The following is a 16,102-nucleotide window of genomic DNA, read 5'->3' on the forward strand; positions in this document are numbered from 1 at the left end:
TATGGCAACAGAACCGGCGGTCGACAACGTCGACCGGCTGCAACGCTCCAGCCGCGACGTCAGCACATTGCCGACGGTCATGTCACGCTGGCTCTCCACCGTACTGCCGGACGCCGCAAATCCCGAGGTGACCGTGGAAAGCGGCGTGGATTCGACGGGCATGTCGTCGGAAACGATCATCCTGACCACCCGCTGGCAACAGGACGGCCGGCCGACCGAACAGAAGCTGGTGGCGCGGGTGGCCCCCACCGCCGAGGATGTGCAGGTCTTCCCGACCTACCGGCTCGACCACCAATTCGACGTCATCCGCAAAGTGGGTGAGCTCACCGACGTGCCCGTGCCCCGGGTGCGCTGGCTGGAGAACACCGGCGACGTCCTGGGCACACCGTTTTTCGTGATGGACTACGTCGAGGGCGAGGTGCCGCCCGACGTCATGCCGTACACCTTCGGCGGCAACTGGTTTGCCGACGCGCCCGCCGAGCGGCAGCGCGAACTGCAGGACGCCACCGTCGGCGTCCTGGCCACGTTGCACTCGATCCCGAACGCGCAGAGCACATTTGGCTTCCTCACCGAGGGGCAATCCGGCGACACCGCGCTGCGCAAGCACTTCAACTGGGTGCGGTCCTGGTATGACTTCGCGGTACCCGACATCGGGCGATCACCGCTACTGGAGCGGACCTTCGACTGGCTGGAGGCCAACTGGCCGGCCGCGGCGGCCGCCGCCGAGCCGGTGCTGCTGTGGGGTGACGCCCGGGTCGGCAACGTGCTGTACCACGATTTCCGGCCGGTGGCGGTGCTGGACTGGGAGATGGTGACGTTGGGTCCGCGCGAGCTGGACGTGGCGTGGATGATCTTCGCGCACATGGTCTTTCAGGAGCTGGCCGGCCTAGCCACCCTGCCCGGGCTACCCGGGGTGATGCGCGAGGAGGACGTGCGCGCCACCTACGCGCGGCTGGCCGGAGTCGAAGTCGGCGACCTGCACTGGTTCTACGTGTACTCCGGCGTGATGTGGGCGTGCGTGTTCATGCGCACCGGCGCCCGGCGGGTGCACTTCGGCGAGACCGAAAAGCCCGACGACGTCGAATCACTGTTCTATCACGCCGGATTGATGCGCAGGCTAATCGGTGAGGGGTTGATCGGCGAGGGCCCAATCGGAGAGGACCAATAATGCTCGGACCGCTCGACGAGTTCCCGGTACATCAGATCCCCCAGCCGATCGCCTGGCCGGGCTCCTCGGACCGCAACTTCTACGACCGCTCCTACTTCAACGCCCACGACCGCACCGGCAACATCTTCGTGATCAGCGGCATCGGCTACTACCCCAACCTCGGGGTCAAGGACGCGTTCCTGCTCATCCGGCGCGGGGATACCCAGACCGCCGTTCATGTTTCGGACGCCATCGATCAAGACCGGCTCAACCAGCACGTCAACGGCTACCGCGTCGAGGTCATCGAACCGCTGCGCAAGCTGCGCCTCGTGCTCGACGAAACCGAAGGCATCGCAGCCGATCTCACGTGGAATGGCCTGTTCGACGTCGTGCAGGAACAACCGCACATCCTGCGCTCGGGCAACCGGGTCACCCTGGACGCGCAGCGCTTCGCGCAGCTGGGCAGCTGGAGCGGGCACATCGTCATCGACGGCGAGCAGATCACCGTCGACCCCGACACCTGGCTGGGCAGTCGCGACCGGTCCTGGGGCATCCGACCGATCGGCGAGGCCGAGCCCGCGGGCCGGCCCGCCGACCCGCCCTTCGAGGGGATGTGGTGGCTCTACGTACCCATGGCATTCGACGATTTCGCCATCGTGCTCATCATCCAGGAAGAGCCCAACGGGTTCCGCTCGCTCAACGACTGCACCCGCATTTGGCGCGACGGGCGCGTCGAGCAGCTGGGCTGGCCCCGAGTCAAGATCCACTACCGCTCCGGGACCCGCATCCCGACCGGAGCGACGATCGACGCCACCACCCGGGACGGGACCCCGGTCCACTTCGACGTCGAGTCCAAGCTGCCGGTGCCCATTCACGTCGGCGGCGGCTACGGCGGCGACTCCGACTGGATCCACGGCACCTGGAAGGGCGAAAAGTTCGCCGAGCGGCTGACGTACGACATGACCGACCCGGCCATCGTCGGCCGCGCGGGGTTCGGCGTGATCGACCACGTCGGCCGCGCGGTCTGCCGCGACGGCGACGGCGAGCCGGTCGAGGGTTGGGGCCTCTACGAGCACGGCGCGCTGGGCCGCCACGACCCGTCCGGGTTCAAGGATTGGCTGACGGTCGCGCCCTAGGTCAGCGGCGGTGATTCAGCGGCGGTAGGCCGCGCCCGGGTGGTCGTCGGGCAGCAGCGGCCCCCCGGCGCCGAGCCGCTGGCGCAGCGTGGAACGCGGCGGCCGCTCGGGGACGCGTCCCCGCCGACGCAGCTCGGGGACAACGAACTTCGCGAAATCGACGAAGGTGCCCGGGGTCGTCACGTAAGCCAGGTTGAACCCGTCGACGTCGGCCTCGGTGACCCACCGCTCGAGTTCGTCGGCCACCTCGGTCGGCGAACCCACCAGCACCGGGCCGCGGCCGCCGATCCCGATCTCGTCGGCCAGCTCGCCCACCGTCCAGGCGCGTTCCGGCGCGGCGGTGGTGAACGAGGCCAGCGCCGAGCGGTTGGCGTCGGTCTCTACGTATTTCAGCGGTTCGCCGGGGTCGAGTTCGGCCAGGTCGACCCCGGTCCAGCCGCCGAACAACGCCAGCGCTGCGGCGGGGCTGACGTACCGCCGGTATTCAGCCAGCTTGGCGACGGCCTCGTCGTGGGTCTCGGCGACCACCGGGGTCACCATGGTGAACACCTTGATCGAGCGTGGGTCGCGGCCCAGCTCGGCGGCGGCGGTCCGCAACGCGCGCACCGGACCGCGAACGATCTGCGGCGTCGGGCCCGAGACGAAGACCGCCTCGGCGTGGGCCGCCGCGAACCGCACGCCCCGCGCCGACGCGCCCGCCTGAAACAGCACCGGGGTGCGTTGTGGCGACGGCTCGCACAGGAACGGACCGGGCACCGAGAAGTAACGGCCCTTGTGCTCGATGTCGTGCACCTTGGCCGGGTCGGTGAAGACGCCTCGCTGCGGGTCGCGCACCACGGCGTCGGCCTCCCACGACCCCTCCCACAGCTTGTAGCAGACCTCGAGGTACTCGTCGGCGATCTCGTAACGCTGGTCGTGCGGGATCTGGGCGTCCAGGCCCAAATTCCTTGCGGCGCTGTCCAAATAGGACGTGACGATGTTCCACGCCACCCGGCCGCCGGTCAGGTGGTCCAGCGTCGAGAGCCGGCGGGCCAGCGCGTAGGGCTGCTCGTAGGTCAGCGACAGGGTGATCCCGAAGCCGAGGCCCTCGGTCACCGCCGCCATCGCCGAGACCGCGGCCGTGGGGTCGTTGACCGGAAACTGGGCGGCGTCGACGACCGCAGCGTCGCGCGAGCCGCCGTACACGTCGTAGACCCCGAGCACGTCGGCGAGAAACAACGCGTCGAATCCGCCGGTCTCCAGGATGCGGGCCAGCTCGGTCCAATAGCCCAGCTCCCGGTACCGGTAGCCCTGATCGTCGGGATGCCGCCACAACCCCGCGGACTGATGCCCGACACAAGCCATGTCGAAGGCGTTGAGAAAGATCCTGCGCGGCGCACTCACCCGATGTCATCCTCACGCGTCTCGCGCGCCGCGTACGCGGCGGCAATCGTGATCGCCGCCAGCACCGCGAAGTACGCCACGATCAGCCACGGCCGGCCACCGCCGACCACCAACAACGACGCGGCGATCAACGGCGCGAACCCTCCCGACAGTACGGCACCGATCTGATAACCCAGCGACGCGCCGCTATAGCGGACCCGGGTGCCGAAGAGTTCGGCGAACCAGGCCGCCTGCGGACCATACATCGCGTCATGAACAACGTTGACGCCGAACACGATTGCCAGCACGACCCATAGCGCCGACCCGCTGCCGGCGGCCAGGAAGAACAACGCCAGGGCCACGACCCCGGCCAGCGCGCCGAACAGATACGGTGGCCGCCGCCCCACCCGGTCCGATAGCAGCGCCCAGCCCGGCGTGCTGAGCAACCCGAGCGCCGAGGAGACCAGCACCGCGATCAGACCCACCGCGCTGCCCTTGCCGAATGAATCCTGAAGATAGCTGAGCGAATACGTCGTCAACAAGACGAAAAGCCCGATCTGCGACAGCCGCAGTCCCGTGGTGATGACCACGTTGCGCGAGTCCGTGCGCAGCACCTCCACTATCGGCAGCCGGGCCAGCTCGTCGCGCCGCTTGAGCCGCTCGAAGATTTCCGCATCGGTCAGCTTTAGCCGGACGAACAGGCCGATGCCGACCAGAAAAACGCTGAGCAGGAACGGGATTCGCCACCCGTAGGTGAGGAAGGCCGGCCCGGTGACCTTGCGCGCGAGGAAGAACACCGAGGTCGCCAACAGCATGCCGGCCGGCGAGCCCAACTGGGTGAAGCTGCCGAACAATCCGCGACGATCGGGCGGTGCGTGCTCCACCGAGAGCACGGCGGCGCCACCCCATTCGGCCCCCACGGCCAGGCCCTGCACCACCCGCAGGGTCGCCAGCAGCGCCGGCGCCAGCAGCCCGGCCGCGGCATAGGTCGGCAGCGCTCCGATCGCGGTGGTGACCAGACCCATCACCACCAACGCGCCCACCAGAACCGCCTTGCGGCCCAACCGGTCGCCGAAGTGCCCCGACAGCACCGCACCGAGGGGCCGGGCCCCGAATCCGGCGGCGTAGGTCGCGAACGAGGCCAGTGTCCCCGCGGTCGATGAGATATTCGGGAAGAAAAGCGGTTTGAAGACCAACGCCGACGCGGTCGCGTACAGGTAGAAGTCATACCACTCGATGGTGGTGCCGATCATGCTGCCCAGGGCCACGGTGCGCAGGTTCGGCGCGGTGCCGGCGACCACGGCTGAACTGGCAGGACTGGCGGCAGAACTGGTGACGGGGCTTTCGGAAAGCACGTGGTGGCAGCGTAATTAACATAGCGAGCTAGGCATATGTTTGCCATCGCCGTGAGCCAAACGCCGGCGACCAGCTTGCAAGAAATTGCCATGAAATGCGCAGAAATGCGGTTCACTAGACCGCGTGTCGAATCCGCCGCGCATTGTCGACGTTGTCGTCGTCGGTGCGGGCTTCGCCGGACTCGCCGCGGCGCGCGAGCTGGCACGGCAAGGCCACGATGTGGCGGTTTTCGAGGGCCGCGACCGCGTCGGCGGACGGTCCCTGACCGGCAGCGTCGCCGGATTGCCGGCCGATCTAGGCGGCACGTTCGTCGGGCCGACCCAGGACGCCGTACTGGCGATGGCCGCCGAACTCGACGTCCCGACCACCCCGACGCATCACGACGGCAAGAACCTGATCCATTGGCGCGGGTGGACGCACGCGTATCACGGCACCATCCCCAAGCTTTCGCTGACCGGCCTGCTGGATATCGGCCGGCTGCGCTGGCAATTCGACAGGATCGCGCGCAGCGTCCCGCTGGCGGCGCCGTGGGACGCCCGCCGCGCGCGTGAACTCGACGGCCTGTCGCTCGGCGGCTGGTTGCGCTCGGTGCGTGCGACGGCTTCCTCGCACGACCTGCTGGCGATCGTGGCGCGGGTGACCTGGGGATGCGAACCCGACGACGTGTCGATGCTGCACGCCGCCCGCTACGCGCACGCGGCCGGCGGGCTGGACCGGCTGCTCGACGTCGAGGACGGCGCCCAACAGGACCGCTTCCCCGGTGGCACGCAACAGATCGCCGAGGCGGCGGCCGCCGAACTGGGCACCCGGGTGGTGCTCAACGCCCCGGTGCGGCGGATCGAGCGGCACGGCGCGGGCGTCACCGTCACCACCGACCTCGGCGAGACCGAGGCCGGGTTCGTCATCGTCGCCATCCCGCCGGCTCACCGCGCCTCCATCGAGTTCACTCCCCCGCTGCCCGCCGAGTACGAGCAACTCGCCCGGCACTGGCCGCAGGGCCGGCTCAGCAAGGCCTACGCCGCCTACTCCACGCCGTTTTGGCGGACCAACGGGTTTTCCGGGCAGGCGCTGTCCGACGAGGGCCCGGTCTTCATCACGTTCGACGTCAGTCCGCACCCGGACGGACCGGGCATCCTGATGGGTTTCGTCGACGCCCGCTCGTTCGACTCGCTACCCAGCGATCAGCGTCGCCGCGACGCGTTGCGCTGCTTTGCAACGCTTTTCGGAGACGACGCGCTCAAGCCCCTGGACTACGTCGATCACCGTTGGGGCGCAGAGGAATTCGCGCCGGGCGGCCCCACCGCCGCGGTGCCGCCGGGATCGTGGACCCGGTTCGGGCCGTGGCTGCGCGAACCGGTCGGGCCGATCCACTGGGCCGGCACCGAAACCGCCGACGAGTGGACCGGTTTCCTCGACGGGGCGATTCGCTCCGGGCAGCGCGCGGCCGCGGAGATCACCGCGCTGCTATGAGCTGATCCGGCGGGTGGCCGCGTTGCGCATCGCCGTTTCGGCGAGCGCGCGCAGCTGGCGGTTCACCTCGCGGGGGTGTTCGAGCATCGAGCAGTGCCCGCCGGGCAGTTCGACCAGGTCGATCAGGTTGGGCACGCTGCGCGCGATCCTGCGGGACTGGCTGATCGGGGTGAGCCGGTCGCGTTCGCTGCCGATGACCAACGTCGGGACGGTCAATCCGTCCAGGTCGAGATAGCGCGACCCGAGAGACGCGACCAGCGCCCTCGCGCACCCCGCCCGTCCGGCCGGTGAGGTGTTCTCGAAGAGCTCGTAGACGAGCCTGGCGATGCCCGGATCGGCGTCTCGTCCGGTGGCCAGCATCGCCACCACATAGCGGCTCGGGATGCGGGCGGGACCGGGCACCGCGAATCCACCGAACGCATTGATCAGGGTGCGGCCGGCCAGAACCCGGGCCGGCGACAACCCGTAGGGCACCGGCAACAGCTGCACCTTGCGGATCAGATCGCCGGTGGTGGTGTTGATCAGCGCGACCGCGTCCGCGCGCCGGGGAACCTTGTGGCGGTAGCGCTCCGACCACGCCGCGATGGTGATGCCGCCCATCGAGTGGCCGGCCACCACGGCGCGTTCGTGCGGCGCCAAGGTCGCATCCAGCACCGAATCCAGGTCGGAGGCAAGGTGTTTGATGCTGTAATTGTTGGCTCGCGGCACGCCACTGCGGCCGTGGCCTCGATGATCGAAGGCGATCACCCGGTAGTCGTGGGACAGGTCGGCGATCTGATACGCCCACGCCCGGATGGCGCAGGTGATGCCGTGCGTCAAGACGATCGGATAACCGTCGGGCGGCCCGAACACCTCCGCGTGCAACCGGGTGCCGTCGGCCGCCCGGACCGTGACGGTCTCACTGGGCGGCAGCCGGTCGGGGAACGGGTCAACCGGGCGGGCCGATCGTCGAGCACTCATCACCGCTCCCCCCTCCAACGCGGCGCCGTTGCCGCAGCTAAGGATGGGACGATTTTATCCCTAAGTTCGGTTCGCTTTTGGTAAATCCGGCAAACGATTCTTATGAGACGCTTAGACTCGTGTCGGGGTTGTCGCGCCGGGCATTCTTCGCGGCCGCGACCGGCGTGGCCGGTGGCGCGCTGGCCGCCGGGTGCGCACCGAACCAACCGACACCCGCCACGGGCCGCCCGTCCGCTCGGCCGGCGCCGGACACCACCTCGATCCTCGTCGTCGGCGCCGGGATGGCGGGTTTGTCGGCCGCCCGCAGCCTTGCCGACGCCGGGCGCCCGGTTCGCGTCATCGAAGCCCGCGACCGCATCGGTGGCCGGGTCTGCACCGACCGCGGCTGGGGCACGCCCCTGGAGCTGGGCGCCTCGTGGATCCACGGCACGACGGACAACCCGCTGACCGAGCTGGCCCGCCGGGCGCGATCGCAACTGGTAAGCACCGACTATTACGGGTGGGTCAGGCTCGCGGTCGATCCCGCGCTACAGCCGCTGGATTACCAGAGCGCAACCTGGCGATCGTTTGTCGAACGGGCGCGCGGTCTGCGCGACGCGACAAGCCTGGGCGCCGCGGTGCAAGCCGCCGCCGACGGCGCACGGCTGTCCGCATCCGACCGCGCCCAGCTGGCCTTCTATCTGACCACCGAGATCGAGGACGAATACGCCGCCGACGCGAATCAGCTTTCGGCCGCCACCTTCGACAAGGGTGATTACGCCGGCGGCGACCAGGACGTCATCATCAACGGCTATGACGCCCTGCCCAATTCGCTTGCCGAGGGGCTGACCATCGAACTCAACACGCCGGTCACCGCGATCGTGCAACGCGATGACGCAGTCATCGTGCGGGCCAAAGACAAGTCGTTTCGGGGTCCGGCCGCGATCGTCACCGTTCCCCTCGGCGTGCTGAAATCCGGTGCGATCGCCTTCGATCCGCCGCTGCCCGACGCGCACGCCCGGGCCGTGACCGCCCTGGGCTTCGGCGCATTGTCCAAGAGCTTCTTTCGCGTGGACCAGCGAACGTGGAAGGTAGACAACGCTTTTTACCAGTACCTCGGGCCCGAAGGCGGGCTGTGGTCACAGTGGTTCACCCTGCCCGGTGATGCGGGCCCAATCGTGTTGGCGCTCAACGGCGGCGAGCGCGGGCGATTCGTGGAGTCGCGCGCGCCCGGGGACGTGCTGGCCAGCGCGCTGCCCGTGGCCCGCCGGCTCTTCGGCGACAACATCTCGCTGACCGAGGTCCGGACCTCGAACTGGACCGTCGACCCGTACGCCCTCGGCGCCTATTCGTTTCACCCGCCCGGCTCCGGCCTCGACGACCGGCGCCGGCTACAGCAACCGATCGGTGACCGGCTTTACCTGGCGGGTGAGGCGGTGGGCGTCGACAATCCGGCCACCGCCGCGGGCGCCCAAGCCAGCGGGCGCTATGCCGCCGATCAGCTCCTGCATCGACTGAACGGTTGACCCGGCCGGCTTGGCCGTCAGGAGGATGCGGCCTGCTGCCTCAGCGTGGTGTGCGGGCTTTGGCCATAGGTCTGCCGATAGAGCACCGCGAATCGACCGGTGTGCGCGAAGCCCCACCGCTGGGCGATCTCGGTAACGGTCGAGGCGGGGGTCGTCGCTGTCATCAGCTCTTGATGGGCGCGGCTGAGCCGGACGCGGCGCATGTATTCGGTCGGAGTCGTGTCGAGCTGTCGCCGAAAGAGGTACTGCACCGCCCTGGGGGTCAGGTGCACCGCCGCCGCGACCTCGTTGATGCCGATGTCTTCGGCGGTGTGGCGGTGGATGAAAGACACTGCCTCCTTGAGGGTTTCGGGCAGGGCGAGATCGCTGGCCGGGTCGTGTTCGGTGAGGTTGGACGGGTAGCACTCGAGCAGCGCACCGGCCACCAGGTTGGCCATACCCGCCGCGATCCGCGGCTGCGCGGCGGTGTCGGCGGAAGTCAACGTCGCCACCACATAGTCCAGGGCTCGGTGCCATGCCCGCACGGCCGCACGGGAGCGCGGGCGCCAATTCAAGAACCGGGTCTGCTGCCCCAGCGACGAATGCCAGTCCGCGGCGACTCTCTGCAACGCTTCCGCCTCGACCTTGATCACGTCGAAACGCGCGCTATTGCAGTGCAATACGCACGACATGCCATGCGCGACGAGAATGGGGAAGTCCGTGGTCGCCAGCGGACCGCCCGCGACGCTCAACGATCCCGCACGCGGCTGGACCACCACGATGGTGTCGGATGCCGGGATCTCGAGGGTCGAACGACCCTGGATCATCACCTCATCGACCGTCAACAGACCGGCATCACTGCGCCGATGTGACATCGCGGCGTGAGTGGTGAGCCCGGAGATGCGCCAGCCCGGTTGATACGCGCCGGCGAAGAACCGCCGCGCGGCCTGTGCGTCGACAGTGCGAAACTGCTTGTATTGCACAGCGGCTGGGCGGAACGCCGGTTCGGACTCACGGCCGAGCACCGGACGTGCGGGACAATAACCGGACCCGGGCCCCTCGTCCGATTCCCCGACGAGCCCCACTGCCGGCTTCGCGGGTTTGCGGCCGGCCTCACTCGTCACGGTGGTCATGGCCGGCCTGGATGCTTTGCGTTCGGGCCTCGCATCATTGCCTCATCGCGCCGTCGATGGTGCAGCGATCCGGTCCTGCGGCCCGACGGTTTCGTAAATATTCAGTGTGTCGAGCGCAATTCGCGGCCACGCGAACCGCGATACGGCGCGGCTACGGCCCGACGAACCCATGCTCTTAGACTGAAAGCGCTGGCCGAGAAGCCTTCTCGCCGCCGCGGCCAACGCGACGGGATTCTCCGGCGGCACCACCAGACCGGTGATGTCGTCGAGCACGACGTCGGCCAGCACACCCACGCTGGCCGCGACCACCGCCACCCCGCTGGACATGGCCTGCAACACGGCGGTGGCCCGGGGCGGTTGACGGGGCGTGCATGCCACCATGTCGGCGGACCGGATGAACTTGGGCAGTTCGGCATCGGCGACCCGGCCGGCGAAGCGCACCCGGTCGTCCACACCCAGCTCCGACGCGAGACGTTGCAGCTGCGCACGTGCATCGTCGTGGCCGCTGCTATTGGCGTCATTTTCGACGATCAGCAATTCGGCGCCGCGCACCTTGGGCAGCGCACGGATTGCGATATCGAGACCATTGCACCACAACGGATTTGGCGCCACCAGCAGGATACGTTGCAGCCCGTTACGCGATACTGCCGGACCAGTCGGACTGTAGCGCTCGGCGTCAACACCGCACGTCAAAGTGGACACCCTGGCCCGGCGGTGACGCAGTCGGGTCAGCGCATCGGCGTCGACGCTGCTCTCACCCGTCACCCAGGTAGCGCTGCGCGCCAGGAGCGGTTCCACGCGCTCCCGTTCGTTCCGTTCCGCCCCGGCGTGGCCACGCGATGTCGCGGCCAACCCCAAAAAGGTCTGCACGGTCGGGATGTGTCGACGGCGCGCGGCCAGCTGGGCGGCCAAGCCGCCCAGCCAGCCGTAGGCGTGCACGACGTCTGGAGGCTCGGTCGACCAGATTCGGTCCAAAGTGGCCGCCCACTCCCCCACATCGGGCAGCACGTCAACCGGTGATGCCGCCTTGCGGGGACCGACGGGAACCGAGATGCGGTGGTAATTGGCCTCGGCGGCCACTTGCGCGGAACGCCGGCTGGCTCGTCGCAGGCAGATAGTGGCGTTGTGGCCCTGGGCCGCCAGCGCGGCGCATAGCTGCTCCGGGTCCTCCCCGACGACGTCGTCGCCACTGACAATTGCCACCCTCAACTGCTATTCCCTCCGCGCCACCGTCCTTCTGCCAACACCAGATGGCATACCCTGCGCGGAAATCGCGAAACGGCTGCGACGGCCTCTTCGCCTGCAGGCCCGAGGTTCGCCACGTGGACTAGAGGTAAGCGCTAAACCGGGATCGCCCGGGACTGCGGCGTGGGTCGGCAAGGTGGAGACTTGAGGGATGCAGACTCACGGGCACGGCACCGCCGTTGAGCTGGTGGCGCTGCTGGCGTCGGCGGGTGGCCTGGAAGCCCTGTCGACGGTCTTGCGCGATCTGCCCCCGGACTTTCCGGCCGCCGTCGTCGTGCAACAACACCTGGGGGGCCACACCAGCGTCCTGCCCACCATCCTGGGCCGACTGACGGATTGTCCGGTCGGCTGGGCGCGCCAGGGACAGGCCCTCACACCGGGACAGGTGGCGGTCTGCCCGCCGGGAATGCTGTTGGAAGTCACCGTCGATGCCCACTTCCGGCTGCACAGCGGGGTCAACCACGGGACCCAGGGGTCGGACGTGCTGCTGACGTCCATGGCCAGTTCGTACGGACCGAGGAGCGTTGCCGTGGTGCTGTCGGGGTCGGGACACGACGGGGCGGCGGGCACCGTCGCGATGAAGGATGCCGGTGCCATCGTCATCGCCGAAAGTCCGGCGACGGCGCAGTACCCGTCGATGCCGCTAGCCGCCGCGCGCGCCGGCGCCGACCTGGTGTTGGACATCGACGAAATCGGGCAGGTCTTGGTCGGCATCGTCGGTGGGGCACCGCTACCCCAACAGCGGAAATCACCGGCACCCCAGGCTATGGACGTCGGCGCGGCCATTGCCACCACCTACGGCGTTCTCGACGGCTTACCCCCGAAGTTTGGCAGCAACACTGCGGCGGCCCGGGGCGAGCTCGCCCGACGGCGGGCGGCAGAACTGCAACGCAGGCGGCGGGAGCTAACGGTGGGATTGGGCGCCACGCAGGAGACGGTTGCCTTGGCTCGACGCAGGGCCCAGGAATCACGGTCCCGCGCGCAACTAGCTCATCAGGCCGCCGAGGAAGCATCCGTCCGGTGGCCGAATCGGTTGTCGCACCACCAGATCACGGGTAACTAACCGACAACCTCCATCAGCAGCAGCGCCCCGCCAACCGTCCCCTCGCTGGAGCGGAACGACGTGCACGTGATGCGCACCGTGGCCGGACGGCCACGCCGGTTGACGGCGTCCACCACCACGTGACCGGGGCTCTCCGGGTCGACAAAAGCGTTGCCGATCAAGGGCCGCACGGCATCAAGCGGCAGGCCGATGTCCAGGTTGGTCAGCCTTGACCCCGTCGCTTCGTCGGCCCGCAGCCCCCAGAGCTCCTCACAGCCGCGGTTCCACAGGATCACCTTCATTTCCCGGTCGACCACCACCATGCCCATCCGAACCGAGTCGATCAGCGAATCCTGGAAATGCTTGGCTTCGTCCAATTCCAGGCTGCGCTCGCGCAACATCTCGTTGATGGTGTGCAGTTCGTCGTTGGTGGACTGCAGCTCCTCGTTCATGGTCTCGAGTTCTTCGTTGGTCGACTGCAGTTCCTCGTTGGTGGTCTCGAGTTCCTCGACCGTGGATTGCAATTCCTCGTTGGTGGTCTCGAGTTCCTCGTTAGTGGATTGCAGCTCTTCGTAAGCCGCCTCGAGTTGCCGATTGGTTTGGACGACCTTGTCCAGCAGCGCGCGCGTCGCGGTGACGTCGAAGAACACGATCGACACCCCGAGCAAGCCGTTCTCGGCGTCGACGAGGGGGTTGACGTGGATCTCGAACCACACCGTTTCGGCACCCGGCCGCTGCCACTTGACGTCCTGGATCCGCGCCGAGCGCCGCTCCACCTTGGCCTGCTCCAGATATGCACGAAGCTCCACCGGACGGTAGGACACCTCGAGATCGCGCAGCAGCCGGCCGATGTCGCGGGCCGAGAGCCCGAAGATGGTCTCGGCCTGCTGGTTGATCATGGCGACGGTGTCCTCGCCGGTGACCACGATCTGGGCCACCGGACTGGCGCGAAATGCCAAGTCGCGCACCGTCGTCAACCCCGGCAGGTCCACGTTGCGCTCGTAGAACGCCGCATTGGGATCGTAGCGATCCACTCCGCCGTGAGTTCCGGCCACCTTGCGAAAGATCCGGTGTTTGAGGTTCACCGGAGTGAATCTTTCTCCGTGGCTGAGCAACATCTCGGCGTGCCCGAGAAACAGCGTGCCCTGCGGGGAGAGGGCGAAATGCAGACGGCCCAACACGTTTCGTTGCGTCTCCGCGTTGAGATACATCAGGCTGTTGCGGCACACCAGCAGATCCACGCGCGAGATCGGCGCGTCCTTGACCAAGTCGTTGCGGCCGAAGATCACCGCGCGCCGCAGGTCCTTGTGAAAAGCGTAGCGGCCGTTGAGCTGTTCGAAATAGCGCCCCAACAGATCCGGCGGTACGGATTCGACCGCCTTGGCGTCGTAGGAGGCGGCCCGCGCCTCGCTGAGCGCGTCCTCGTCGACATCGGTGGCGTAGATCTTGACCCGTTCCCGGAACCCGTCCGGTCCTAATGCCTCGGCGAAGAGCATGGCCAGCGTATAGGCCTCCTGCCCCGAGGCGCAGCCGGCACTCCACACCCGAATCGGATCGGCGGGGCCGCGCTCGGCCAGCAACCGCGGTATGACCTCGGCGCTGATGAACTCCCACGCATCGGGGTCACGGAAGAACGAAGTGACGTTGATCAGGATGGTGTTGAACAGCGCGGTGAATTCATCGGAACTGGCCTGCAGGAAATCGAGGTAGTCGTCGAACGCGGCGTAGCCCGCCTGGTCCATCCGGTGCCGGACGCGCCGCATCAGTGAGGTGCGCTTGTAGCCGGTGAAGTCGAATCCGCGCGAATCCCGCATATACCGCAACAGGGCTTCGAAAGCCTCGTCAGTCGTGGATTCCATGCACGTCCCGTCGATAACGATTTACCGAAGGACATGAACACTACTCGCGGTCAGAACTGGTTTTCCTGACCGATCAAAGCCCACACGGTTTTGCCCGACGACGTCGGGGTCGCGCCCCACGCCCGGCACAACGCGGCGACGATGGCCAGCCCAGAGACGATGTCGGCGCCGAGGGCGGCGTCTTCGTGCCGCCCGGGCAGGCGAGAACTGTTGTCCTCCACGGCGACCGTGACGGTGTCTTGGTAGCTCTCGACGATCAACACCGGTGCACTCCGCGTGTGGTCGAGAACGTTTTCGACGAAGACGGTGGCCAGCGTGGCAGCGACCGGGATCACCTCGCCGATGTCCCACTGGGTGAGCCATTCGCCGATCACACTGCGCGCAACCTCGAGGCTGCTGATGTTTCGTGCCAGGCTGGCGCGGGCCCGGCGTCGCACCCGCAGGGACTGACTCGCCACGGCGTCCAGGGCGATCTCGCGGGTGGCATGTATCGGCACATACCGGGTCACCCCGGCCGAGCTCATCGCGCGCCGCACCTGCGGGGCGGAAGCAACCAGCAGGATCGGCACATCGGGCCAGACGCTGACGTGCCAGCGAGCGCTGGTGAACACCGTCCACGCGGAGGCCGATGGCGCATGCAGGCCGTTGATGTCGACAATCACCGCGCGGGGTTCGTCGATCGCGGCCTTGATGACCGCGTCACGGATGGTCCGATAGGTCGAGCTGTCGAGTACCCCCGCCACGGTCAGGATCGGCAGGTCTTGAGACGTCTCCCGCTCGATCCGGACAGTCGGTCGGTCGCCGGTCATCCAGCTTCACCCTCTTGCTGGGCGGTGGTCGAGAGCCGGTCGCTGAGCAGGGTCAGCGCGCGCTCGGTCTCCTCCGCAATCGCCGTGTAGCGCCGCACGAGCAGCTCGGTTCCAGCTTTGGCGGCCATGCCCCGGGCCAGCCTGGCCTTTTCCTGCAGGCTGCGCACCGCGATCCACATCGCCCCCTCGAGTTCGGTGTCCCGCGCGCCCAGCAGGGCCTCGGCCGTCCACGCGTGGCCCACCTGGCAGCGGAAATTGCCCTCGCTGACGGAAACCAGCGAGCCATTGCAGTCGGGGCAGGTGTAGCCCGACGGTGATCCCAGTTTCTCGGTATCCAAATCGGTCGCGAACCGCGACATCATGGCGATGCGGTTCTCGAGCTCCATCGCGGAGTCGCGCTCCATGTCGGAATCCTCTATCTCTCGGTGCGACAGCTCTTTGAGGACCGCGCCGATGCCGGCCGCCGGCGACTGCCGATCCACCACGCCGGCATCAACGGCGTTGGTCGGCATCGCCGGGAACAACGCGTCCTCGGGTGACTGGCCGATGGTGGTTCCGCCGCGCGAACGGATGGCGCCCAGTCCCAGCACGCCGTCGTCGAGCACGCCGGAGAGCAACACGCCGATCGCGCGGGGCCCGAAGTTCAATGCCACCGAGCGAAACAAGGCATTGATCGCCGGGCGGTGGCCGTTCTCGGTCGGCCCCTGGGTCAGCAGCACGCGATGATCGGCGACCAGCAGATGGCGGTCCGGCACACCGACGTAGATGCGGCCGGGCTCCAGCGCTGCGCCGTCTTGGGCAGCTACCGCCGGCAGCGGACCGCTGCGGTCGATGATGCGGGCGAGGATGCTGGGCGCACCCGCGGGCACATGAAGCACCATCAGATACGCGTACGGCACGTCCGGCGAGAGGCCGGCGGCGAGGTTGGACAGCGCTTCCACGCCGCCGGCCGATGCGCCGATCGCCACCACGCCTTGCAGGGCGCCGACCTCAGCCGTCTGAACCACCACTTTCGACTACCCCTATCGATGGTAGGTAATCGGCCGGCCGCTGAATAGCGGCCGCCGACGAGCTGCCCGACCGGTTCGTCGAGGACTTC

General features: G+C 68.0%; 13 protein-coding genes. 5 read left to right on the forward strand and 8 right to left on the reverse strand.

From position 1 onward, the window contains the following. Position 1 precedes the first annotated feature (1 nt). Positions 2-1,168 (forward strand): phosphotransferase family protein, encoded by a 1,167-nt coding sequence (locus tag A5624_RS21815; protein WP_066870896.1) that lies wholly within the window; start codon positions 2-4, stop codon positions 1,166-1,168. Beyond that, entirely contained in the window at positions 1,168-2,283 is a 1,116-nt protein-coding gene (locus tag A5624_RS21820; protein ID WP_066870899.1) for a hypothetical protein, read from the forward strand. Before A5624_RS21815 ends, A5624_RS21820 begins: the two co-directional genes overlap by 1 nt. 15 nt (positions 2,284-2,298) lie before the next feature. On the opposite strand, the gene A5624_RS21825 is transcribed toward A5624_RS21820, so the two are convergent. Both A5624_RS21825 and A5624_RS21830 read right to left on the reverse strand, forming a co-directional pair. Beyond that, positions 2,299-3,666 carry an LLM class flavin-dependent oxidoreductase gene (locus tag A5624_RS21825; RefSeq protein WP_066870907.1) on the reverse strand — a complete coding sequence of 456 codons (1,368 nt, stop codon included), beginning with the start codon at positions 3,664-3,666 and terminating at the stop codon, positions 2,299-2,301. After that, a complete protein-coding gene (locus tag A5624_RS21830; protein ID WP_197505296.1) occupies positions 3,663-4,898 on the reverse strand; it encodes an MFS transporter in 1,236 nt (411 codons plus the stop codon). The genes A5624_RS21825 and A5624_RS21830 overlap by 4 nt, the downstream gene beginning before the upstream one ends. 226 nt (positions 4,899-5,124) lie before the next feature. Between A5624_RS21830 and A5624_RS21835 the strand changes: the two genes are divergently transcribed. Beyond that, entirely contained in the window at positions 5,125-6,471 is a 1,347-nt protein-coding gene (locus A5624_RS21835) for a flavin monoamine oxidase family protein (protein WP_066870911.1), read from the forward strand. On the opposite strand, the gene A5624_RS21840 is transcribed toward A5624_RS21835, so the two are convergent. After that, the gene (locus tag A5624_RS21840) at positions 6,466-7,431 is read right to left on the reverse strand and encodes an alpha/beta fold hydrolase (protein ID WP_066870914.1); all 966 of its coding nucleotides are present in this window, start codon (positions 7,429-7,431) and stop codon (positions 6,466-6,468) included. The two genes, A5624_RS21835 and A5624_RS21840, sit on opposite strands and share 6 nt — an antisense overlap. Before the next feature lie 119 nt (positions 7,432-7,550). Here A5624_RS21840 and A5624_RS21845 point away from each other — a divergent pair, with 119 nt between their 5' ends. After that, complete coding sequence (locus A5624_RS21845) at positions 7,551-8,936, forward strand: NAD(P)/FAD-dependent oxidoreductase (RefSeq protein WP_066870917.1); 1,386 nt, start codon at positions 7,551-7,553, stop codon at positions 8,934-8,936. A gap of 17 nt (positions 8,937-8,953) precedes the next feature. Here the strand turns inward: A5624_RS21845 and A5624_RS21850 are convergent, their stop codons facing one another. Continuing rightward, positions 8,954-10,048, reverse strand: a complete 1,095-nt coding sequence (locus A5624_RS21850; RefSeq protein ID WP_066870919.1) for a helix-turn-helix domain-containing protein — start codon at positions 10,046-10,048, stop codon at positions 8,954-8,956. A gap of 42 nt (positions 10,049-10,090) precedes the next feature. Then, positions 10,091-11,257, reverse strand: coding sequence for a glycosyltransferase (locus A5624_RS21855; protein WP_066870922.1), 1,167 nt, complete (start codon positions 11,255-11,257; stop codon positions 10,091-10,093). Between the two features lie 187 nt (positions 11,258-11,444). Between A5624_RS21855 and A5624_RS21860 the strand changes: the two genes are divergently transcribed. Further along, positions 11,445-12,356: a chemotaxis protein CheB gene (locus A5624_RS21860; protein WP_066870925.1), complete on the forward strand. Its 912-nt coding sequence runs from the start codon at positions 11,445-11,447 to the stop codon at positions 12,354-12,356. Here A5624_RS21860 and A5624_RS21865 read toward each other — a convergent pair. Genes A5624_RS21865 through A5624_RS21875 form a run of 3 tightly spaced genes read right to left on the reverse strand, consistent with a single transcriptional unit; the run spans position 12,353 to position 16,013 of the window. Next, complete coding sequence (locus A5624_RS21865; protein WP_066870927.1) at positions 12,353-14,194, reverse strand: CheR family methyltransferase; 1,842 nt, start codon at positions 14,192-14,194, stop codon at positions 12,353-12,355. The genes A5624_RS21860 and A5624_RS21865 overlap by 4 nt on opposite strands. 50 nt (positions 14,195-14,244) lie before the next feature. Beyond that, on the reverse strand, positions 14,245-15,003 hold the full coding sequence (locus A5624_RS21870) for an STAS domain-containing protein (RefSeq protein ID WP_066870930.1): 759 nt from the start codon (positions 15,001-15,003) through the stop codon (positions 14,245-14,247). Beyond that, positions 15,000-16,013 (reverse strand): chemotaxis protein CheB, encoded by a 1,014-nt coding sequence (locus tag A5624_RS21875; protein ID WP_066870934.1) that lies wholly within the window; start codon positions 16,011-16,013, stop codon positions 15,000-15,002. The genes A5624_RS21870 and A5624_RS21875 overlap by 4 nt, the downstream gene beginning before the upstream one ends. Between the last annotated feature and the right edge of the window lie 89 nt (positions 16,014-16,102).

The organism is Mycobacterium sp. 1482292.6 (assembly GCF_001672995.1).
Lineage (GTDB): Bacteria > Actinomycetota > Actinomycetes > Mycobacteriales > Mycobacteriaceae > Mycobacterium > Mycobacterium europaeum_A.

What these genes read in the sequence shown, in the direction of transcription:
- A5624_RS21840 (WP_066870914.1), bottom strand. Translation starts at nt 7,431, where the DNA reads ATGAGTGCTCGACGATCGGCCCGCCCGGTTGACCCGTTCCCCGACCGG.
- A5624_RS21860 (WP_066870925.1), top strand. Translation starts at nt 11,445, where the DNA reads ATGCAGACTCACGGGCACGGCACCGCCGTTGAGCTGGTGGCGCTGCTG.
- A5624_RS21820 (WP_066870899.1), top strand. Translation starts at nt 1,168, where the DNA reads ATGCTCGGACCGCTCGACGAGTTCCCGGTACATCAGATCCCCCAGCCG.
- A5624_RS21870 (WP_066870930.1), bottom strand. Translation starts at nt 15,003, where the DNA reads ATGACCGGCGACCGACCGACTGTCCGGATCGAGCGGGAGACGTCTCAA.
- A5624_RS21815 (WP_066870896.1), top strand. Translation starts at nt 2, where the DNA reads ATGGCAACAGAACCGGCGGTCGACAACGTCGACCGGCTGCAACGCTCC.
- A5624_RS21865 (WP_066870927.1), bottom strand. Translation starts at nt 14,194, where the DNA reads ATGGAATCCACGACTGACGAGGCTTTCGAAGCCCTGTTGCGGTATATG.
- A5624_RS21830 (WP_197505296.1), bottom strand. Translation starts at nt 4,898, where the DNA reads ATGATCGGCACCACCATCGAGTGGTATGACTTCTACCTGTACGCGACC.
- A5624_RS21850 (WP_066870919.1), bottom strand. Translation starts at nt 10,048, where the DNA reads ATGACCACCGTGACGAGTGAGGCCGGCCGCAAACCCGCGAAGCCGGCA.